The following is a 21621-nucleotide window of genomic DNA, read 5'->3' on the forward strand; positions in this document are numbered from 1 at the left end:
GAAATTCCTGATTGCTTAAAGTGGTGCAACTTCGATCGTAATTTGAGCAGTTACTTCAGTGTGAAGTTTAATATCCGCTTGATATTTGCCAGTTTTTTTGATTTCGGGTAAAGTAATAGCTTGACGCTCAATTTCCAAACCAGCATTTTGTTTAATAATATCAACGACTTCTTGAGTGGTAACAGTACCAAAAATAGCATCTTGTTCACCCACTTGTTTACGAATTACGAAATTATTGATAGTTTGTAAAGCAATTTTACGAGATTTAGCTTCTTCTAAAATAGCTAATAAACGTTGTCTTTCTTTTTCTCTTCTTTGGTCAACTTGGCGTAAAATACCTTCAGTTACTAACACGCCAAAGCCTTGGGGAACAAGATAATTACGGGCGTAACCGGGTGCAACATCGACTAAGTCACCTCTTTTACCCAACTTATTAACATCTTTATTTAATAATAGCTGTAATTTTTTTGCCATATCTACCTCTGTTTAATAGGGAATTTTTTATAATTAGCATATTTAGTCACAAACTATTATTATACCATAGGAAGATTAATTGGGAATTAGAAATTTTTTTCTAATAGCAAAGTGCATAATAACCAACAAATTCATTTAGATTTACTGATGAAGATGAGAGTACAAGAATATTTACTACAAAATCAAATGAAACTTCAAATACGTCTTGGCTTAAAACTAACTGAGTGAAACGTTAGAAAATTGTTGAAGAAGAGAAGAAGAGGAAATAAGGAGAAAAATAATAATAATAATTGATAAAAGTCTTAAATAAGAATGATATAGCGTTTTTTACAATTATGACGTACTTTTTTTATTGTCTCTTGCCTTTCAACGACAATCTTTGTAGCTCACCAAAACGGGAATTGCTATAAATTATTTTTAGTAAAAATAAATAAATCGTTATTAAAATATTGTTTGTTATAATGTACAAATAGAATTTATTGTAGAGATAAAGGAATTTTTACCGTAAATTTTGTTCCTTCATTTTCTTTACTTTTAACTTCTATTTTTCCTCCATGTAATTCTACTGCTTTTTTGACAATAGATAAGCCTAAACCGTTACCCTTTATACTTCCTACGTTACTTCCTCTCTCAAATAATGTAAATAATTTTGCTTGATAATCTTTTGGCATTCCAATGCCTTTATCTTCTATTTCTAAAATAAATTCTTTTTCTTCACAAAATAAATTCAATGTAATTCTACCACCATCAGGAGAGTATTTAATAGCATTAGATAGCAAGTTATTGAAAATATGATTAAGAATTTTTTGATCCAAATATACTTGATAATTTTCTTGATTACTGTACAATTCTATGGTGTGATTTTCCGTTAAATTATTGTACTCATCTACCATGATACTGAGATATTCGACAATATTAAATGTCTGAGGATAGAGAGTTATTTTTCCTTCTTCTGCCTTGCTGATTAATAATAAATCTTCAAGGGAATCTGTCATTTTCACTACCGCAGATTTAATGAAATTAAAGTATCTTTCTTTTTTGTCTGGTGCAATACGATCGCCATAATCTCTAATTAATTCAGTATAACCGAGAATATTAGTTAAAGGAGTCCGTAAATCGTGAGAAGCGGTAGCTAAGGCTTGAGTTTTTATCTGATTAATTTTTTTTTCGGCACATAAATCGGCTTCTCTTTGTAAATCTTCTTGATATTTTGCCCATGCCATAGTGATAGTGGTATTAACATCAACTATTTTATAAGGTTTAACTAAGTAACCATAAACAGGAGTTGATTTTGCTTTAACAAGGGTTTCTTTATCCCCATAGGCACTAAGATAAATAATGGGTACTTTATGTTGACTATAAATAATTTGTGCTGTACTAATACCATCCATTTTTCCCTTTAACATAATATCCATTAAGATTAAATCGGGATTGCTTTTATTTACCTTTTCAATGGCTTTTTCTCCTGAGTTAACCACACCACAAACTTGATAACCTAGTTTTTCTAAGTCGAGGGTAAGACTCTCGGCGGCGATTAATTCGTCTTCAACTATTAATATCTTTAGTTGTTTCATGTCGATTATATTAATTTAGGCAATGATAATGAGTAATGGAGAAAAAGAAATGAGTAATTAAAATTCGTTGGTTTTTTATTTTATCCCAGTATTAAAGATGATTATTAAAATTTTAAAAAGTGTCCTCACTAGGGTGATAAGTTAATGCGACAAAAGTAGTCTTAAAGAGAAAAATCCTCTGATGTTATTTTTATCAATATCAAATTATTCCTTTGTAAACTATAGTTGTTAATTTCTCATTCCTAATTTTTAATTATTATTTAAGGTGTAAAACTAATAATAAAACAAGTACCTTGATTATTAGCGTTAACTGTTATTTCTGCATCTAATTGTTGACTTAATAATCTAACTAAGCGTAATCCTAGGGAGTTATTTTTTTCCCAATCTAAATTAGATGGTAATCCGATGCCATTGTCTATTACTTCTAATTTTATCGGTTCTTTATCTTTTGTGGTCAAATTTATTGTGACTTCTCCTTCTCTTTGGGGGAAAGCGTGTTTAAAGGCATTAGTAACTAATTCATTAATTAATAATCCTGCGGGGATAGCCGTTTCAATATTTAAATAACATTCTTGGAGATGGGTAATGGGTTTGATACCCGTATGGTAATGATTATAAGAAAGGAAAAGATTCGACACAAGACGGTTAATATATTCGGCAAAATTGATCTCAGAAAGGTCATCGGATTGATATAATAATTCGTGAATCACTGCCATACTTTGAATTCGATTTTGACTATCTTCAAAAAGGCTTTTGAGTTTTTCGTCTTCAATATAACTAGATTGTAAGTTGAGCAATCCAGAGATAACATAAAGATTGTTTTTGACTCGATGATGAACTTCTTTTAGTAAAATTTCTTTTTCTTGTAAAGATTTAAACAGTTTTTCTTCTGCTAGATGTCTTTCTGTGACATCAGTGGAAATACCATCAATACTTATTGCTCTACCATATTCATCATATACTATGTGCGATCGTTCTCTAATCCAACGAGTATCTCCTGTAGATAGCTGAATTTTATATTCCAATTCCCAATTTTTGCCATATTCGTTTTGTAAAACCCCTAAATGATAATCTTCCATAATCTCTTGCCATGTATCTTCTACTAATTGACGATATTCTGGCACTACCATTTCTAATAAAATACCACGATTGACTAATATATCCACTGGGGAATAACCATATAATATTTGACAAGCTGGATTTATATATCGCAAATTCAAGTCAGGTAGAGACATTGACCAAACTACGTCTTGTAATGAACTAAGAACACTATTTAAACGCCCTTCACTTTTTTGTAACGATTCTTCGGCTTTTTTTCGATCGCTAATATCATTGATTACAGCGATAAAGTAAGATGGATCAACAGATACCCAAACTACAGACATAGTAAGATTAATCCATAAAAATTTACCATTGGCACATCTTAAACGAATTTCTCGTTCAAAAGTAGCATTATTTCCTCCCAATAGACTAGATAAATCGGTGAGAGTAGGAGAAACATCATCGGAATGAATTAAGGAATGAAAATCCATATCAACTAAATTGTCCCGATTATAACCGACTAGCTGACTAAACTTATCATTAACCAAAACTAATTTACCCGGCAGACTAACTTGTAAAATACCGACGGCGGCTTGATGAAAAATACTACGAAAACGTTGCTCACTTAATTTTAATCGTAATTGTGCTAGTCTAACTTCTTCTATATCTTGTCCACAAGCAATGATACCAATTCCACGACCATGATTATCAGTAAAACGGTTAACATTCCATAATATTGTTCTTTCATTACCATCAGCAGTTAAAATTTTGTTTTCTAAGTTACGATAAACTTGTCCTTTTTTTAGGGTAAGGTTAAGTTTTTCTTTAAAAAACTCTCTCTCATGGGGAGGAATAAATAATAAGAAATAGTCTTCTCCTAATACGGAATCTCTGCGCCAACCAAAAACTTTTTCCGCCTCCTCATTCCATTCTACGATACGATATTCTTGATTAAGTACCAGTAAAATAGTACCTGCTGTTTGTACGAATGTTCTTAATTGCGTGGTAGTTTGTTCTAGTTCTTCTGTTCTATCTTTTACTCTGGTTTCCAATTCTTCGTTAAGACTGCGTAACTGGGATTCTGCTTGTTTAGCTAGGGTTATATCTCTAGCCACAGCGTAAATAATCCCTTCATCGTAGGGAAGGCTTTTCCATGCTAACCAGCGATATTGTCCATCATTTGTTAACCAGCGATTTTCAAAGTTAACACTCGGAAAACCATTACTTAATTTTTCTAATTCTTGTTTGGTAATTTCTACATCATCAGGATGTACAAAAGATAGAATATTTTTGTTTACCATCTCAGACGCATTGTAACCTAAAGTAGTAAGAAAACTGGTATTCACCTGTTTAAATGAACCATCTACTCCTGCAATACAAAACATATCAAGAGATAAATTAAAAAAGTAGTCTAATTGTCGTTGCGATTGAGTTCGATCGATGGCGGTAGCTAAAACATTAGCAACAGTTTGTAAAAAATTAATGTCTTCAGAAGAAAATTTGCGAGGATTTTGACTATAAATCCCCATTACACCAAAACAACCTTGTTGACTGGCAATATGAACTGTAGCGCCGCTAATAATACCACTATTATGTAAAATAGGAGAGGGACTAAAGCGAGTTTCTACCAGTAAATCTTCTGTTATTACTGGATGAAGAACTTTTAATGTATATCCGGGCATCCAACGAGGTGACGAGCCAATTTGAGCTAATCCTATCCATTCTTTTGCCCATCCTATTCCCGCTTTTAATACAAAGGAAGCTCGATTTGGTTGTAATTGTAATAAATCGCAATATTCTACTTTAAGAGTTTCACTGACAATCTTAACGGTAGTATTAATTAGAGTATCTAAGTTATTACTAATTAATGCCGTATTCCCTAATGTCGCAATCGCTGTTTGATATTGTGCTACTTGTAGGGCTTTTTGGGCGTATTCTGACTGTTGTATTGCGATCGCAACTTGAGAGGCTAATTTTTGCAGTAATTCTAACTCATCTTCTAGCCAGTGACGAGGTTGAAGGCAATTTTGGGCGGCTAATAACCCCCATAAACCATCATGAAAAATAATTGGTACAACTAGATTCGCCTGTATTTCTATTCCTAATAACAAGTCGAGATGACAAGGAGAAAGATTAGCTTCAAAAACGTTATCGACAGCTTGAATTCTACCGTTTAGATAGGGTTTAATAAAATCTTTAGCAAAACAATGATCTTGTACTACTCGCCCTAAAATAGACGCTACTCCTTCAATAACTGATTCGGCAATAATGACTCCGTCTCCATCAGGATATAATTGATAGACAATGACTCGATCGCAGGCTAAAAAATGTCTAACTTCATTTACCGTACTTTTTAAAATTTCTTCTAAATGTAAAGATTTGCGAATGCGTTGACTTAATTGAGATAATAATTTTTCTTGTTCAACTTGTTTTTTTTCAACTTTAAAAGCAGTTTTTATTCTGTTTAATTCTCGTTGTTGTTGTCTTAAATATTCTTGTTGCCACGGCGGTGTTAATACTTTAATAAGACTGTTAGATGTTATTATACTAAGTCGATTGTAGATTTTAAAATAACAATTATTATCATTATCTTGATAGTCACTACTATAATTGTTAATTAAACAAGAATTAATTACAGAATCAGGGAAATAATGATTAATTAATAGATTCGGATTTTGTTCTAAAAGACTACTTATTAAAGTAATTTTTTCATGATCTTCTCGATAAGGTAATTCTTTTGTTTCTAATTGTCCGAGAGTTTCACCTTTCCAATCATGAGTAAGAATAGAACTAATTATTGTGGAATAAGTAACAATTTTTAAGGAACAATTCTCCTCAAAAATAAATCCTTTAAGATGTTTATTCACATTTAGTTTGTGAATAGCTGAAGCTAAAGATAAATTACTTTTAACTAGAGTTAAATTAGGCTCAATAACTTCAGAAATAGATATACTGTGATAAAAAGATTCTGTGTTAAAATAACTGCAAATACTTTTATCTGATATAATTCCATTTAAGTTACCTCGATTATTTACACATCCATAAATTATATATTTTTTCTTATAAATATTTTGAGTTATCGTAAATAAATTAGGTAATTCTTTTTCTTGATAACAAGGAAAAGTTTCACAAAATTTTTTAGCCCTTAAAGAATAAACATTAATATTAGAGGCAACTATTTTGAGAATGGTTTGTGGAGAAATAACTCCCAAAGGTACTAAATCATCAACAACTATCAAATACTCATAACCCATCGCCATTTTTTTTACTACATCTTCAAAAGAAGTATCCGGCAAAATGAGAATAGGATGATAGTCAATAATGGAGAGATTTAATTCCTCATGGAAAACCATAATTAAGTATTTAACAATTGAATAAAGGATAATTGTCAATAGTTTTATTATAACTCTCAATCCTAAAGGATTATTCAATTACGAAGTGGCTCACTTGCGATCGAAGGTTGTGAGATAAATTATACTAATAAAAAGTTCTTTTATGGGACGTAGCATTGACATGATGAAGTGGTACGATCACGATCGAGAGGTCTAAAAAAGGTAACAAATTATGACAGTAATTGAGAAACTAGACTTAAAAGATTTATACGAAATTGATGATTATTTATGGATACAAGAAACCGTAAAATTATTAAAAGAAAAAAAATTTAATGAACTAGATTTAGAAAATTTAATTGAGGAGTTAGATGATTTGCGGAGAGAAAAAAAACATAAAGTAGAAAGTCTTTTAGAGCAAATAATTAGACATTTATTATTATTGCAATATTGGGAGGAAGAAAGAGAAAGAAATTATCGTCATTGGCTCTCAGAAGTTATCAGTTTTAGAGGACAAATTAAGAGACGGATGACTAAAAATTTTTATAACTATTTAGATGAGAATATCTCACAAATTTATGAATACGCTAGAAAATATGTCAAAGCTAAATCAGGATTAGATATTTTTCCTGTAGATTGTCCATATACATTACAGCAATTATTAGATGAAGATTGGTTTCCTCAATTTTTAAAATAATTAATATATAGCGATAACTGTTGTGAATTTAATGGATTACCAATTTCAGAGCATTTTAATGAATAGTCAATCCTTCCTGAAATTTGTACGATAAAATATCAAAAATAATTTTATTATACATTTATGAGTCGAGAATTAACAACAAGATTTTTATCAGAAAATGAATATAAAAAATGGGCAAAATTTGTATTAGAATCCCCAACGGGAAGTATTTATAGTTTGCCTGAATATTTAGAAATTTTATGTCAAATAACAGGAGATAGTTTTAGGATTTTAGGTGTATTTCAAGGAATAGAATTAGTTGGTGGTATTGCTCTTTATGAAACCTGGTCTGCTTTTTCTTTAGTTGCGGTAGCTTCTCCTCGATCACTTTTATCTTTTCATAGTCCAGTTTTAAAACATTATTCGAGTAATTATCCTAGTAAAATAAGAGCTAGATATGTGGCTATTTTAGAGAGTTTAATTAACAAATTATTAGAATTACCCTATGTTTATTTAAACCTTAGTATTTCTCATTTAATTAATGATATGAGACCTTTTTTAAAAGTGGGATGGCAAGTTTATCCCCATTATACTTATATTATTAATCTTAAAGACACTAATAAAGTTTGGTTAAATATAGAGCAAAATTTACGGCGTTTAGTCGATCGAGCTGTAAAAAATGGTTTAAATTTTAGTGATGATGATGATTTTGATAGTTTTTATAAATTGCATTCAGAAACTTATCAAAGAAAAGGATTACAATTATATTTGTCAGAAAATCAGTATCGAAAATATTATGAACTTTTGCGGGAAAAAAATCTTTGCCGACTTCATCAAGTACGTTTAAATAACGGTCAATCGATCGGTGCATTTCTAATTTTAAACGATAATAAATCTCGCAGTTATACTATTTTTGCGGGGAGTGATCATAATTACTTAAATCTTGGTAGTGCCACTTTTTTGCGTTGGAAATCTTTTGAACATTTAGGAAAACTTGGATATGAAACTAATGATTTAATGGGATCTTCATTAAACAAAGTTGGTCATTTTAAAAATCAATTAGGAGGAGAATTAGTTACTAACTGGATAGTGATAAAACCGCCTCATTGGAGTTATCTTATTTATCGAAAATTTGTTGAATTTACAAAGTTAAAATGAACCATTTAATATGAACATTTAAAACTAATTTAACTCAACTATATTTGAGTTTAGAAAAAAATGAGTATAAAACAAAAAACTATTCAAGGGTTTTTTTGGTCAATCCTTCAAAATTGGGGTAGTCAAGCAGGTTCATTCATTGTCTTTTTAATTTTAGCTCGTTTATTAACTCCTGAAGATTTCGGTTTAGTGAGTCTGGCTAATGTGCTTTTAGCTTTGATGAATATTTTTCTTGAACAAGGGTTAAGTTCTGCATTAATTCAACGAGAAAAATTAGAGAGAGAACATTTAGATACCGTTTTTTGTACTCAAGTAATAATCGGAATCTTTTTAACTTTAATTAGTTTTTTTCTAGCCGATTCGATCGCAAATATTTTTAATCAACCGCAATTAATACCTATTATTAAATGTTTATCTTTTTTATTTATTATTAATTCTTTTGGTCATGTTTACCAAGCAATTTTAAAGCGAGAATTAAACTTTAAAATCATGGCAATTCGCTCATTAATTGCAATTTTTATTAGCGGAATTTTAGCTATCTTTATCGCTTTTTTAGGAGCAGGAGTTTGGAGTTTAGTTATTCAACAATTTGTTTTTGAATCTATCGTGGTTTTAGTAATGTCAAAAGCTGTTAATTGGCGACCTATGTTCAGATTTTCTTATAGACATTTTCAAGAATTATTTAGTTTTAGTTTTTATGTTTTATCATATCAATTTATGAATTTTGTTGAAAGAAAATTTGATAATTTACTCGTTGGTTATTTTTTAGGTGAAATTGCTTTAGGATATTATACGATCGCCCATCGTATTTTAGAAGTAATGAATCAATTATTAGTAGGGACATTAAATCAAGTTGCTTTACCTTTATTTGCTCGTTTACAAAATCATTCTCAAAGTTTTTTAGAGACTTTTTATCGCGCAACTCAATGGACTTGTTTAATAACTTTTCCTATATTTTCTGCCACTATTATTCTTAGTTCAGAATTAATAATAACTTTATTTGGAGAAAAGTGGCTTCATGTTATTCCGATTATGCAAATATTAAGTTTAGGAGGAATAATTTACACAATTACTTCCTTTCAAAAATCTGCTTTTTTAGCTTTAGGAAAACCAAATTTACAGTTGAAATTAGGACTAATTAATAGTATTTTAAATTTCGTTTTTTGTTTAACAGCCGTAAAATGGGGTGTGACAGCGATCGCTCTTGCTTATGTAACGAGTAATTATATTGTGTTTCCGATTGGACAACTAATGTTAAATAGACTAATTATTCTTTCTTGGAAAACTTATTTAAGTAAATTTTTAGCTCCTATAACTTGTACATTAATGATGATTTTAGGTTTATTATTAACCAAAATAATCTTAACTCCATATCTGAGTCCGTTACTTATTTTAATTAGTTGCTCAATAATTGGATTTTTAATTTATCTTGTAACTTTAAGAATATTTTTTACTGAATTATTTAAAGAAATATTAAATTTAATTAGCGGTACTTAAACATAAAAAGGAGAGAAAAAGAGTTATATAGTATTCCTAAATTATTTGTGAACAATCAATTATTAGAAAATCACCTCAGTTCGACATAAAATTTTTGATTAAGGTAGCATAGAGGAGATAGTAGATAGTAGGAATAATTGATTTAAACATTAGTCAAATTGATTTTAGATAATTATTTACCCTTATTTAATTCTTTTGTTAAGGTAAAATATCCTTAGAAGTTTATTAATAATAAGGTTTCTAACATCGAACTCAGGTAGAAAATAATATCAAAGATACTGATAATCTTGCTTTTTGCTTTTTTAATTACGTTTTTTTTAACAAGTTAGATAATATTGCTATATTTGTGAATCTATTTTTTTCTATAAAAATTCTTAAACAAAAGTATCATAAAAACCTCGATCGAAAGTAGTAGCCCCTTGTATTCCGATGATCTTACTTGCAAATTCTTGGGCGCGTTGGAGGGTAGTTGATATATCCCAACCTTTGACAATACCAAGAAGTAAAACACTACTAAAAGCATCTCCTGCACCTACAGTATCAACTACTGAAATAGTAGAAGGGGGACAAATTTGATGTCTAGTTGTATTGCGATTAAATGATATTACTCCAGCTTTTCCTAAAGTAACAGTTATTTGCTCTATGGGATTATGACAAAACAAAGATTCAACTTGATATATCGTATCTTTTTCTTGAGGTACAATAAAAGATAATTCTTCCTTATTTAATTTTAACCATAATGTTTGCGTTAGTAGAGATTCGATCGAGTTCAAGTTCCAAAAGGGCGATCGAAGGTTAACATCAAGAAAGATAGAAGGGGAAATATTTTTTTTAATACTTTCAAGGGTTGTTTTAGAAGTATTATTTCTTAAAGCTAAACTGCCATGATAAAGGATACTATTTTTATCGAGATAGGGAATATAAGATGAATCGATAAAATCATAGGCACTATTTTCCACTATATTGTAATGAGGCTCGTTGTCCTTAAATTCTACATTGACAACTCCTGTGGGGTACTGTTTATCAGTTTGTATCCCAGACAAATCCATCCCCCAATCCGTTATACTTTGCTTAATCTTTTCCCCTTCCGAGTCGTTGCCCACCCGAGAGATAAATAAGGGAGAGACTCCAAAACCTTGTAAATGCCAAGCCACATTAAAAGGGGCTCCTCCTAACACCATCTTACCATCCGGAAATCGATCGAATAAAACTTCACCAAAAATAATTACTTGTGGGTTACTCATGAATATATAATATACGGTTGACACATTTTCAAGGACTTAAGCATAAGTCGTCAAATCCTTAAGCTATAATTTAATTGCTAACTATTTACTTTGAGACTATGGTAACAGTAATTACGAAACCAACTTTTACTTTAGATGATTTTTTAGCTAATCCCCCCAATCATCAAGAGTGGATTGACGGAGAATTAAAGGAGACAACAGGAATGACGATTAGACACAGCAAAATACAAGCTAAATTGGCTCGTTTATGGGGAAATTATGTTAATGACTCTCAACAAGAAGGAGAAATTTACACGGAATTGCCTTGTAAAACCCTGAAACAAGGAAGAAGGCCTGATGTTTGTTATCTTACCTCAGAATTGGTCAAAAATTATAGTAATGCCCCTAGTTTACCTCAAAGTCCACCGTTAATTGCGGAAATTGCTTCTCCGGCAGATTCTGCAGAAGATTTGTTTGCTAAAGCCAACGAATATTTAGCTTCTGGTGCTGAGGAAGTATGGTTAGTTTTGCCTGAAAATGAGAAAGTTATTATTATTATCCTCGATCGAACTTTAGTTTTCAGTAATGATGATATAGTAACAACCCAAAAAGTTTTAACAGGTTTTAATATCACCATCAATGATTTATTTAAGTAAAGATCGCACATCTTATCACCTAAATCTTACCTCAATAGGATTTTAGTATTATTACATCTACAGTACATTATTTCTACTTTTGTCCTACTTTATCTTTTATTGCAAGGGTGTTTAGGTTTAATCACTTATTACTTATTACTTATTACTTAGGCCATTTCCAAGAAAGAATTTACCCATCTTCTTTATAATTTCCTCTTTGTGTTTTGGGGGCTAGGGGGATTTAGCAGGTATATTTATTATTAGAAATCACCTTATTAATCATCAACCAGTGTTGCGCATACCAGCGGCAATACCATTGATAGTTAACAACGCACCTCTTAACAACTCATCTTTGCTATAGCGGAAGTGAATTAAACCTGCTTTGTCTTGACTTGCATATTGTCTCAAACGTTTCAGTAAGGATACTTGCAAAAATCCTAACGGTACGATCGTACCATTTCTTAGTTGCACAGATCGTTGTAGTTCAGGATCATTATCTAATAATCTTTCTTGTTCATTTATTTGCAAGACTATATCACGACTGAGATAGTATTCTTTGGCAATTTGGTTAAATACCTTCTGAAAACGTTCTTTATCTTCATCTTTCGACAATTCCGCCACATAATGACTAGCCATCTGCAAATCAACTTTAGAAAGAGTCATCTCCGCTTTAGAAATTACCATCTTAAAGAAAGGCCACTTTAAATAAAAATAGCGCAATAACTTCAAATTTTCGATCGGTTCTTGATTTAAAAAGTCTTGTAGTGCAGTACCTACTCCATACCATGCCGGAAGTAGGAAACGACTTTGAGTCCAACTAAAAACCCAAGGAATAGCACGGAGAGAGGATATATCTTTTTTCCCACTGCTACGACGGGCAGGACGAGAGCTTATTTGTAATTTACTAATTTCTTCAATAGGCGTTACCGATAAAAAGAAGTCGATAAAGTCGGGTTGTTCATATATTAATTGACGATAGGCTTTACGAGACGACGCAGAAATTTCTTCCATTATCTCATTCCAAGGCTCAATATCATCAAAACCGCTACCGAGTAAACTAGCTTGAATAACCGCAGTACTGATGGTTTCAAGATTATATAATGCCAATTCAGGCAGAGAGTATTTAGACGCTAACACTTCTCCTTGTTCAGTAATTTTAATTCTACCGTCGATCGTAGAGGTCGGTTGTGCTAAAATAGCGGCGTAAGCTGGCCCTCCACCACGTCCTACAGAGCCACCACGACCATGAAATATTTTTATATCTAAACCGTATTTATCCCCGATTCTAGCAAGGGTTTTTTGTGCTTTGTGAATTTCCCAGTTACTGCTTAAAAATCCTGAATCTTTGTTACTATCCGAGTAACCTAACATCACCTCTTGTAAATTTTTAGGAAATAATTCAGGTAGGATGAGGTTAGAGGAGAATTTAATATTTTCATAGCCTCCTGTCAAACAAGCCTTATATAAAGGTAACTCGAACAATTCAGACATTACCATCGGCGCTCGTTTTAAGTCTTCCACTGTCTCGAATAATGGTACGATACGAATACTTGTTACTCCTAAAATGGGATCATATAATCCTGCTTCTTTTGCCAATAACAAGACTTCTAGGACATCGCTGACATAGTTTGTCATGCTGATAATATAGGTATGACATATATCTAAGCCAAATTCTAATTGTAAGGCTTTTAATACTTTAAAGGTTTCGATCGTCTCAATAGTAGGATCTGAGAATGTAACCTCCGTTGGAATCAAAGGACGACGGGTTTTCAATTCCTGTACTAACCATTCGGTTTTTTCTGCTTCCGATAATTCGTTGTAGGGTTTATCTAACACGCCTAAATACTCAGCAATTTCGTTAAGAGCTTCGGAGTGACGAGAAGAGTCTTGACGAAAATCGAGAGGAGTGAGATGAAAACCAAATATTTCTACTTGAGAGATTAAATGATCTAATTCTTGGCATTTTAAACCCGTTTTTTCTAGGTTTATTTTAATTAAGTTTAGATCTTCTAACAACTCAAATTTTGAGGGATAGAGATTATCTTCTTTATTTGCTAGTTTGATCGATTTTCTGGTATCGGGATTTGATAAGGCTTGATTTCGAGCTTGAGTATTTTTTAATCTTTGCTCAATATAAGCTAATTTTAAGCGGTAAGGTTCTTGACGATAGCGAACATACAATTTATCATACAGTTCTGGCATCCGAATACGATCGCGTTCTAAAGAATCTAATAATTCAGGTAATACATTACACCAGTGTAAAGATAAACTGAGAATATCGTTAAGTTGTTCCATCGAACTTAAATACTTATCAATGACAAGATTACGTTGATAACAAGCTGTTGACCATGTTACCTCTGGAGTCACAAACGGATTACCATCTCGATCGCCTCCTACCCATGAACCAAAATAACAAAATTTGTGAGTTGGGGGTTTTAATTTAGGGAAAGTATTATGTAACGCCTGTTTTAAACGAATAAACAATTCGGGAATAGTGTCAAATAAAACCTCTTGAAAGTAGTGTAAAGCATAGTCGACCTCATCTAAAACCGTTGGCTTAAATTGATGAAGTTCATCAGTACGCCACCATAAACGAACTTCTTCCATCAAACGTTGACGATAGTTTTCAGCTTCCCAAGAATTGGTTAAACCCATGGCACGATAAGACTCTTCGGCGGTGTCCAATTTTTCCAAAATGAAAGAAATACGCCGTTGTTTTTTCCGAATAGTATGACGAACAATTTCGGTGGGGTGAGCGGTGAAAACTAAGCTAATATCTAATTTATCTAGTAATTGTTGAATTTTGGGGGGAGGCATATTCAACTTTTGTAAATGAGGGAAAAGCCAATGAAAAGTACCCCCACTAGCAGGATTTTCTTTGGGATTAAAATAACTAGGATTTTCTTCCCCATTAGTCAAAACTGAAGGCTTGTGATTTTTTGATTCGGGGGGTTGAATAGCGTTAACTTGATCTTCTGTTGTAGTTCTGCGAATTAACTTTTGCGTTCTTTGTTCGTAATGTTGTTCTACAATGTTAATTAATTGGAAATATAGGGCAAAAGCACGAGCCGATTTAATAGCATCATCTAACTCTAATTGTTCAATCCACTTACTTGCTGAAATTTCTTGAGCTGTAGTTGTTTGACCTTCAGGAGAACAAGCAGACTTCAATTTATCCAACAAATCCACCAATTCTTGTCCACATTCATTCGTTAACACTGATTCCCACAAATTTTCAACTAATTTTAGACGGTGACGCAGTAATAATTCTGAACTGGAATAAATACTCAATTCTTCTTTTTCCTTATAATTTGTGGTGGTTGAAGTCATCATATTTTTTATATATCTTATATTTATGGATACGGTCTTACTCAAACAAGAGAAATTTCAGAAGATAATTATAGAAAAAATGTCTCCCATGAAGGCGATCGGCTTAAGCTAACAGTTATGATACTCTAATTAAACTTGTTCAGATTAAAATTTATCAATAATTTAGTTAAACACGTCTTGAATTTACATTTATTAACACTTAAGTACAACAATTACGATCTTAAGATCTTAACGTTAAAAATGTATTGGATAACGTTTTGTCTGATACATTTTGCCAAATTATTATACAGTAAGGTTCGATCGCTCTTTTTTTAGCTAATAGCTGATAGCTAATTAAACAATCAAAGATTATCAAACATTAGCCCAAATCCTTTTTACCAATGACAAAATCTTTACGTTTTGAGACACAACCTAAATAGGAATGCTATATTATTCATTATCAATTATCTTTTCAATGATGGCTTTTCTTCCCAGTCGATCGTCAATTTCTAAATTAACTTTGATATAATTAGGTGGTAAATTGGGTAATAATTCTGACCATTCGATCGCAGTTATACCCGGTTCAACTTCAATGCCTGTCCAATAATTTTCTAGGTGTAAATCTTTAATTTGTTGAGAATTTAAACGATATAAATCAATATGATAAAGAGGTATTTTTCCTTCTAAATATTCATTAATTAAAGTAAAAGTTGGACTCACGATCGAGTCCTTAATTCCTAATGCTTCTCCTAATCCCTGAATTAAAGTTGTTTTTCCTGCACCCAAATTACCACTCAATAACAAAATGCTATTTGGAGTTAATTCATCTGCTAATTGATGTCCTAATTTTTTCGTTTCTAACTCATCACTAAGTAATATAATTTTTTGATAATTTTTATTCATATTAATATACTTTTCTTGTGAATATTTACTAAATAAGGTTTATTAAAAAATTGATTATTATTAAAAACAAAAAAGATAAAACACAGCAATTTGATTAATTATAATTGCAGGATAATTTGATTGTTACATTTTAGATAAAGAAGAAACTTTGGCTAATTTTGTTGGATCTAAACCTTGTAATTCTTCTAAACTTATCCAACCCTCTTTTAACAGTTGTGCAAAGGTAAAAATTAACATAGATTCTCTGGCATCATATTTACCATCAAGATCATAACGTTTAGCACTCAAAATATCATGAATTTGCCACAATTGTTCCATCTCAGTCAGATTATTAATTTGATGGCGTATTTGTGTCACTAAAGTTTCTGTTTCTCGCTGATATGCTGTTTTTAATACTCGTTGGCTAATTTCTATTTCTGTACTTGTCCATTGTGTCTCAGTAATTATTCTTGACATAATATGTTTTAAAAAAAGATATAAGAAAATTTAAACATTATTATATTTTATCAATATATTTGAAAAAAAACAAAAAAAAGAGTCCTTCAAAAAGAAAAACTCTATGGATTTATTAAGACATAAAATAGCTAATAACTATCTATAAAAAACTATAATCATTTGTGAGAATTTTAGATACTTTTAATTAAAGGAATTAGCTTTTAGCTGTTAGCCTTTTTTTGATTAAAGAATAAGTAATCAATTATAATGTTGGAAAGAAATTTAACTTCACAATAACTAATTCCTAATTGCTAATTGCTCAGTGCTAATTAAACATAATTATTTCTCACGATTCATATATGATTGCTATATTAACGAATTAAGTTTAATAATTCTTTGGGAGAAGCTAATAAATCAATAGCAACAAAAAAGATTTTTCCATCGGGATTGAGAAGGAAACGCCATGCAATATCCATGCCAACATTACCGCCAAACCAAGGTGTTTGTACTTTTCCTGTAACTTTAATTTGAGTATAACCTCCATCAGCAGGTTCGGTAACACCGTGTTTAGGTATTAATTTGAGGTTTTGACATTCTTCTTTAAAGAAGCGGAGAATATTATCTTTACCAACGATGGGACGTTTGAACGGAGGTTGTAATGCACCATCAGGAAGAAATAATTCGATTAAAGTATCAAAATCGTTAGCATTTAAGTTATCCATGTAGTTAAGTACTGTTGGGTTGCTGACCCCATCAATGGATACTTTTGTACGCTTAGATACTTCTTGAGGAGGAGTTACAGGTTCAGCGATCTGTGTATAATTCCCTAATTTATTAACATCATAACCCATATCAACCACTGCATTACGAAGTACGGTAATTTGTTGACCTGGTTCTAATTTTTTGATAGCTTCTAAAACAGAATTGGCATTAGCAGAAAGTTGATAACCTTCAGGAATAGGTGCAACGATTCCTTCTTCCATAAATTTGCCTAACTGATACCAAAAACCAAGTTTGATATTTACACTCCAGACAGCATAAGTACGACAAATAGGAGTATCCGCACGGTTAGCTAAATCGCACATGACTTGTGATTGTTGTTGAGCTGTCATGGTTTTGATTTCGTTAAGAGTTGATTCTGCTAATATCATACTAGCGGCTCCAGGGGCTGCGATCGTAATTGTTGTACCCATTTCTAGGTAAGCAAACCAAATTAAGGCTAATTGATCTTCTGCACTTAATTGGGTAAATCTGGCGATCGTAGCTGGTACGACATCTGCGGCTAAGGTTTGAGGAAAAATAGTACGAGCCGAATCAATAGTAAAAGGCATAATTAAAACCTAATTTTGTAAAGTTATGTAACTAATTTAACATTTTTGGTTTAAAAAATATTTAGTGTTGAGGTGTGGATTCTGCGATAGTGACCAAAGAAAAGATCATGTTACCCTAGAGTTTGTTTTTATTTTTCGCCTTAAACAAAAAATATTATGAGTAATTACTGGGGTTTAGTTATTGCTTTAGTGATTATTTCTCTTTGGATAGTAACAGTTTCTCTTTATCAAATTAATGACTTTACTAAAGTTAATTACTTGGTAATTTTATTATTAATTCTGTGGCAAACTTTTTTAAATACGGGATTATTTATTATTGCCCATGATGCTATGCACGGTCTAATTTTACCGATAAATATTAAATTTAATCATTTTATTGGTACGGTTGCTTTGATTTTATATGCTTTTTTATTCTATGAAAATTTAAGAAAAAAACACTTATTACATCATCGTTTTTCTGGAACTAATCTTGATCCAGATTTTCACAATAGGGATAATTCAAGTTTTTTAAGTTGGTATGGAGAATTTATGACTCAATATCTCAGTTTTAATAATTTATTTCGATTATGCTCAATTGTGTTAATAATTGCTTATTATTGTGAAATTACTTGGCTTCATTTACTATTATTTTGGGCATTACCTTTAATTTTAAGCTCATTACAACTATTCTTTTTTGGCACTTTTTTACCTCATCGTCAAAATAACGAAGAAGAGGGTATATCCTCTATTCAAAGTCTTTATTTACCAAAATTTTGGTCATTAATTGCCTGTTATCATTTTAGTTATCATCAAGAACATCATCAATATCCTTGGGTGCCTTGGTGGAAATTACCTTCTTTTGTAAAATAACTATTTATGAAGATTTAGAGGTTAGTTGATAAGAAAGAGGTTCACAAAATTGATCAATTCCTTGTTTGATTACATAGATAATAACAGGGACTACTAATAAAGGAGGACAAATTTTTTTTTCTAGTATCGAATTGACTGCCGTTTCAATATAATTGTCTTGTAAATCCGATCGTAAATTTTCCTCACATATGGCTACCCGACAACGTTTTGCCCAACCCTCTAACCAATCAACTCGATCAGGGGTTTGTCCTATTTTAAGTGCGATCGAGGTTGCACCGTCTTCTAAATCTCCTTCTGCATCTTCTATCATCTCCAATGCCATCATAGCTGGTTGACATTCAGTTAATTGATCTCGATAGTAACTAATTTCTTGGCTGGTTAATTGCATAAATATTTGATAAATAATTAACGCTCTTGATAACGATAAGATATTATTGATAAATAGTAACAAAAATATACTAAAAGATAAATAGGATAAGAGAAATTATTTTTTGATTTATCCTATAAAAAATAAGAAGATTATAGTTATTCTTTGTATTTTACTTACTCTTTTTATATCAATTGCCAAATTCTTTTAAGATTATAGGAATTAAAAGTAAAATCTTTAGAAATAATTGTTATATATTCTTCTATAGATTGACTCATCATTTTCAGTTGATTAACTCGTTATTTTCTGTGGATAATTGCCGTAAAATTTGGGGATTTTCTTTAATGATATTTATGTTTTGACTTAGAGGCTGTTTATAATCAATTATCGTAACTATTGCCTCTTGACTTTTGTCTATTGCCTGACTTCTTCCCGAAGTCTATTATTTTTGTGGATAACTCTAACACCTAACAGAGAATTTATGATAGAGGGTGCAAGATCTAAAATATAATATAACTTACTATCTACTATGTATTATCCACCATGTTTTTTACTTCTACTCGCAATAAATGGCAATCTATAATCAAAGAATTAGAAGAAATATTGGGTAAAAATGGTGTAGTCAAACGCAAAGAAGAACTTTTAACCTATGAATGTGACGGCTTAACTGAATATCGTCAACGCCCTGCCTTAGTAACATTACCAAAAACTACAGAGCAAGTAGCACAAGTGGTCAAGATTTGTAATAAATATGAAACTCCTTGGGTAGCAAGAGGGGCTGGTACGGGTTTATCTGGAGGTGCGTTACCTGTAGAAGACTGCATTTTAATTGTTACAGCGAGAATGCGAGAAATTTTGGATATTGACTATGATAATCAAAGAATTGTGGTGCAACCCGGTATTATTAATAATTGGGTGACACAAGCAGTTAGTGGAAAAGGTTTTTATTATGCTCCAGATCCTTCCAGTCAGATAATATGCTCTATTGGTGGTAACGTGGCAGAAAATTCTGGGGGTGTCCACTGTCTTAAATATGGTACGACAACTAATCATGTTTTGGGTTTAACGATCGTGACAGCAGAAGGAGATATATTAAAAATAGGGGGAAAAGTACCAGAAATGCCAGGATTTGACCTTACAGGCTTATTTGTTGGCTCAGAAGGCACTTTAGGCATCGCCACAGAAATAACCTTAAAAATTCTTAAAATCCCTGATGCTATCTGTGTTGTTTTGGCAGATTTTAACAGTATTGAAGAAGCAGGAAGTGCTGTTGCAGAGATTATTCGAGCTGGTATTATTCCCGCAGGTATGGAGATGATGGATAATTTTAGTATTAATGCAGTAGAAGATGTGGTGGCGACTGATTGTTACCCCCGTGATGCTCAAGCCATTCTCTTAGTAGAGTTAGACGGTTTACAAGTGGAAGTTGATACCAATAAGAAAAAAGTAGATGCTATTTGTCGATCGTGCGGTGCAAGAAGTGTTACTTCAGCTAATGATGAGCTTACCCGTTTAAAATTGTGGAAGGGAAGAAAAGCCGCTTTTGCCGCTATGGGTAAAATTAGCCCTAATTATTTTGTACAGGATGGTGTTGTACCTCGATCAAAACTATCTCAGGTATTAGGGGAAATAAATGCTTTAGGGGAACAATATGGCTATCGTATCGCTAATGTTTTTCATGCAGGAGATGGTAACTTACACCCCTTGATTTTATATAACAATGCGATCGAAGGTTCATTTACAAAAGTAGAGGAGTTAGGAGGAGAAATTCTCAAACTATGCGTCAGAGTGGGCGGTAGTATTTCAGGAGAACACGGTATCGGTAGCGACAAAAAGTGTTATATGAGAGATATGTTTACAGAAACAGACTTAGAAACTATGCAGTATGTAAGAGCAAGTTTTAATCCGAAAGGGTTAGCAAATCCTGACAAAATTTTCCCAACTCCTCGCACTTGTGGAGAATCAGCTAATGCAAAAATCTCAGAATACAAAACGGTACAGGCATTTTAATTATTTGTATTGACAACATAAGCCATACACTTTTTGATTTATTTGTCAATGCGTAAGTTCTAAATTTGTCTTAAATATTTAATGAGTCTATTCTTTCGGAATCTGCTTGCCAGTGCGAACTTTAAAGTTGTAAATTAAATTTGATTTAATGATGAAATTATCAACTTTCCTTGTCGTAAAATGTCCCAAGTTTTTCCCGTCCATTTTATAACAGTAGAAGCAACTCCCGAATTTTGAGTATTTTCGTAATCTAAAACGTAAACTGAGGGAAATTTAGATGCAATTCCAGACATATCCGTTAAAGGATCTTCTCCTGATAAGTTTGCGCTTGTAGTCGCTAATGCTCCTGTAGCTTTAAGGATTTCTTGTGCGATCGAGCAATTAGGAACACGAATTCCGATACTATTAGGATTAAGAGGATTCATTGTCGATGGAATTAAAGAAGAAGCAGGTAAAACCATCGTTAAACCACCGGGTAAGTATTTATTTGCCATATCCTGCCAAATATTTAATTCTTTTGATGTGCCTTTGACATATTGCCAGATTTCTTCTACAGTGCTAGTCATTAAAATTAAAGGCTTTTCGTAACTTCTCTGTTTCAACTCAAAAATTAAATGACTATGACTAGGTTTCACCGCTAAAGCAGGTAAAGTATCTGTAGGGAAGCTAACTACTTGATTGTCGATCGCTTTTTCGACTAAAACAGAAAAAGAAACCATAAGATTAATTGATAATTAATAATTCCTAACTGATAATTATAGATATTGACTAAATTTTAATCAACTGTTAATTATTTATTATTTTAGA

The 21621-nt window shown here is 31.8% G+C and carries 16 protein-coding genes; 6 read left to right on the forward strand and 10 right to left on the reverse strand.

Features of this window, described 5'->3' with window-relative positions; genetic code table 11:
* Positions 1-15: 15 nt before the first annotated feature.
* From rplI to GM3709_RS11705, 3 genes are all read right to left on the reverse strand, one after another.
* A complete protein-coding gene (gene rplI, locus GM3709_RS11695; protein WP_066119547.1) occupies positions 16-474 on the reverse strand; it encodes a 50S ribosomal protein L9 in 459 nt (152 codons plus the stop codon).
* A gap of 476 nt (positions 475-950) precedes the next feature.
* Positions 951-2048, reverse strand: coding sequence for an ATP-binding protein (locus GM3709_RS11700; protein WP_066119549.1), 1098 nt, complete (start codon positions 2046-2048; stop codon positions 951-953).
* Positions 2049-2308: 260 nt separating this feature from the next.
* A complete protein-coding gene (locus tag GM3709_RS11705) occupies positions 2309-6442 on the reverse strand; it encodes a PAS domain S-box protein (RefSeq protein ID WP_066119551.1) in 4134 nt (1377 codons plus the stop codon).
* Positions 6443-6653: 211 nt separating this feature from the next.
* On the opposite strand from GM3709_RS11705, the gene GM3709_RS11710 reads away from it, so the two are divergent.
* From GM3709_RS11710 to GM3709_RS11720, 3 genes are all read left to right on the forward strand, one after another.
* On the forward strand, positions 6654-7115 hold the full coding sequence (locus tag GM3709_RS11710) for a DUF29 domain-containing protein (RefSeq protein WP_066119553.1): 462 nt from the start codon (positions 6654-6656) through the stop codon (positions 7113-7115).
* A 123-nt stretch (positions 7116-7238) separates the two neighbouring features.
* Positions 7239-8255: a GNAT family N-acetyltransferase gene (locus GM3709_RS11715; RefSeq protein ID WP_066119554.1), complete on the forward strand. Its 1017-nt coding sequence runs from the start codon at positions 7239-7241 to the stop codon at positions 8253-8255.
* A gap of 60 nt (positions 8256-8315) precedes the next feature.
* Positions 8316-9752: a lipopolysaccharide biosynthesis protein gene (locus GM3709_RS11720; protein WP_066119556.1), complete on the forward strand. Its 1437-nt coding sequence runs from the start codon at positions 8316-8318 to the stop codon at positions 9750-9752.
* A 374-nt stretch (positions 9753-10126) separates the two neighbouring features.
* Here GM3709_RS11720 and GM3709_RS11725 read toward each other — a convergent pair whose 3' ends face one another.
* Positions 10127-10996: a carbohydrate kinase gene (locus GM3709_RS11725; protein ID WP_066119559.1), complete on the reverse strand. Its 870-nt coding sequence runs from the start codon at positions 10994-10996 to the stop codon at positions 10127-10129.
* A 98-nt stretch (positions 10997-11094) separates the two neighbouring features.
* On the opposite strand from GM3709_RS11725, the gene GM3709_RS11730 reads away from it, so the two are divergent.
* Positions 11095-11631 (forward strand): Uma2 family endonuclease, encoded by a 537-nt coding sequence (locus tag GM3709_RS11730; protein WP_066119561.1) that lies wholly within the window; start codon positions 11095-11097, stop codon positions 11629-11631.
* 261 nt (positions 11632-11892) lie between these two features.
* On the opposite strand, the gene ppc is transcribed toward GM3709_RS11730, so the two are convergent.
* The 4 genes from ppc to GM3709_RS11750 form a co-directional block, all read right to left on the reverse strand.
* On the reverse strand, positions 11893-14943 hold the full coding sequence (gene ppc, locus GM3709_RS11735) for a phosphoenolpyruvate carboxylase (RefSeq protein ID WP_066119563.1): 3051 nt from the start codon (positions 14941-14943) through the stop codon (positions 11893-11895).
* Between the two features lie 426 nt (positions 14944-15369).
* Complete coding sequence (tsaE, locus tag GM3709_RS11740) at positions 15370-15822, reverse strand: tRNA (adenosine(37)-N6)-threonylcarbamoyltransferase complex ATPase subunit type 1 TsaE (RefSeq protein ID WP_066119565.1); 453 nt, start codon at positions 15820-15822, stop codon at positions 15370-15372.
* Positions 15823-15945: 123 nt separating this feature from the next.
* Positions 15946-16278 carry a hypothetical protein gene (locus GM3709_RS11745; protein ID WP_066119567.1) on the reverse strand — a complete coding sequence of 111 codons (333 nt, stop codon included), beginning with the start codon at positions 16276-16278 and terminating at the stop codon, positions 15946-15948.
* A gap of 350 nt (positions 16279-16628) precedes the next feature.
* Positions 16629-17588 carry an orange carotenoid-binding protein gene (locus GM3709_RS11750; RefSeq protein WP_066119569.1) on the reverse strand — a complete coding sequence of 320 codons (960 nt, stop codon included), beginning with the start codon at positions 17586-17588 and terminating at the stop codon, positions 16629-16631.
* Between the two features lie 156 nt (positions 17589-17744).
* On the opposite strand from GM3709_RS11750, the gene GM3709_RS11755 reads away from it, so the two are divergent.
* Positions 17745-18437, forward strand: a complete 693-nt coding sequence (locus tag GM3709_RS11755; RefSeq protein WP_066119572.1) for a fatty acid desaturase — start codon at positions 17745-17747, stop codon at positions 18435-18437.
* Between the two features lie 4 nt (positions 18438-18441).
* On the opposite strand, the gene GM3709_RS11760 is transcribed toward GM3709_RS11755, so the two are convergent.
* Positions 18442-18825, reverse strand: a complete 384-nt coding sequence (locus GM3709_RS11760; RefSeq protein WP_066119574.1) for a hypothetical protein — start codon at positions 18823-18825, stop codon at positions 18442-18444.
* A gap of 522 nt (positions 18826-19347) precedes the next feature.
* Here GM3709_RS11760 and glcD point away from each other — a divergent pair.
* Positions 19348-20814: a glycolate oxidase subunit GlcD gene (gene glcD, locus GM3709_RS11765; protein ID WP_066119576.1), complete on the forward strand. Its 1467-nt coding sequence runs from the start codon at positions 19348-19350 to the stop codon at positions 20812-20814.
* 134 nt (positions 20815-20948) lie between these two features.
* Here the strand turns inward: glcD and GM3709_RS11770 are convergent, their stop codons facing one another.
* A complete protein-coding gene (locus tag GM3709_RS11770) occupies positions 20949-21533 on the reverse strand; it encodes an L-threonylcarbamoyladenylate synthase (protein ID WP_066119578.1) in 585 nt (194 codons plus the stop codon).
* Between the last annotated feature and the right edge of the window lie 88 nt (positions 21534-21621).

Source organism: Geminocystis sp. NIES-3709 (assembly GCF_001548115.1).
Lineage (GTDB): Bacteria > Cyanobacteriota > Cyanobacteriia > Cyanobacteriales > Cyanobacteriaceae > Geminocystis.

Excerpts from the sequence above, each read along its gene's own strand:
- rplI (WP_066119547.1), bottom strand. The coding sequence starts at position 474 with ATGGCAAAAAAATTACAGCTATTATTAAATAAAGATGTTAATAAGTTG.
- GM3709_RS11700 (WP_066119549.1), bottom strand. The coding sequence starts at position 2,048 with ATGAAACAACTAAAGATATTAATAGTTGAAGACGAATTAATCGCCGCC.
- GM3709_RS11705 (WP_066119551.1), bottom strand. The coding sequence starts at position 6,442 with ATGGTTTTCCATGAGGAATTAAATCTCTCCATTATTGACTATCATCCT.
- GM3709_RS11710 (WP_066119553.1), top strand. The coding sequence starts at position 6,654 with ATGACAGTAATTGAGAAACTAGACTTAAAAGATTTATACGAAATTGAT.
- GM3709_RS11715 (WP_066119554.1), top strand. The coding sequence starts at position 7,239 with ATGAGTCGAGAATTAACAACAAGATTTTTATCAGAAAATGAATATAAA.
- GM3709_RS11720 (WP_066119556.1), top strand. The coding sequence starts at position 8,316 with ATGAGTATAAAACAAAAAACTATTCAAGGGTTTTTTTGGTCAATCCTT.
- GM3709_RS11725 (WP_066119559.1), bottom strand. The coding sequence starts at position 10,996 with ATGAGTAACCCACAAGTAATTATTTTTGGTGAAGTTTTATTCGATCGA.
- GM3709_RS11730 (WP_066119561.1), top strand. The coding sequence starts at position 11,095 with ATGGTAACAGTAATTACGAAACCAACTTTTACTTTAGATGATTTTTTA.
- ppc (WP_066119563.1), bottom strand. The coding sequence starts at position 14,943 with ATGATGACTTCAACCACCACAAATTATAAGGAAAAAGAAGAATTGAGT.
- tsaE (WP_066119565.1), bottom strand. The coding sequence starts at position 15,822 with ATGAATAAAAATTATCAAAAAATTATATTACTTAGTGATGAGTTAGAA.
- GM3709_RS11745 (WP_066119567.1), bottom strand. The coding sequence starts at position 16,278 with ATGTCAAGAATAATTACTGAGACACAATGGACAAGTACAGAAATAGAA.
- GM3709_RS11750 (WP_066119569.1), bottom strand. The coding sequence starts at position 17,588 with ATGCCTTTTACTATTGATTCGGCTCGTACTATTTTTCCTCAAACCTTA.
- GM3709_RS11755 (WP_066119572.1), top strand. The coding sequence starts at position 17,745 with ATGAGTAATTACTGGGGTTTAGTTATTGCTTTAGTGATTATTTCTCTT.
- GM3709_RS11760 (WP_066119574.1), bottom strand. The coding sequence starts at position 18,825 with ATGCAATTAACCAGCCAAGAAATTAGTTACTATCGAGATCAATTAACT.
- glcD (WP_066119576.1), top strand. The coding sequence starts at position 19,348 with ATGTTTTTTACTTCTACTCGCAATAAATGGCAATCTATAATCAAAGAA.
- GM3709_RS11770 (WP_066119578.1), bottom strand. The coding sequence starts at position 21,533 with ATGGTTTCTTTTTCTGTTTTAGTCGAAAAAGCGATCGACAATCAAGTA.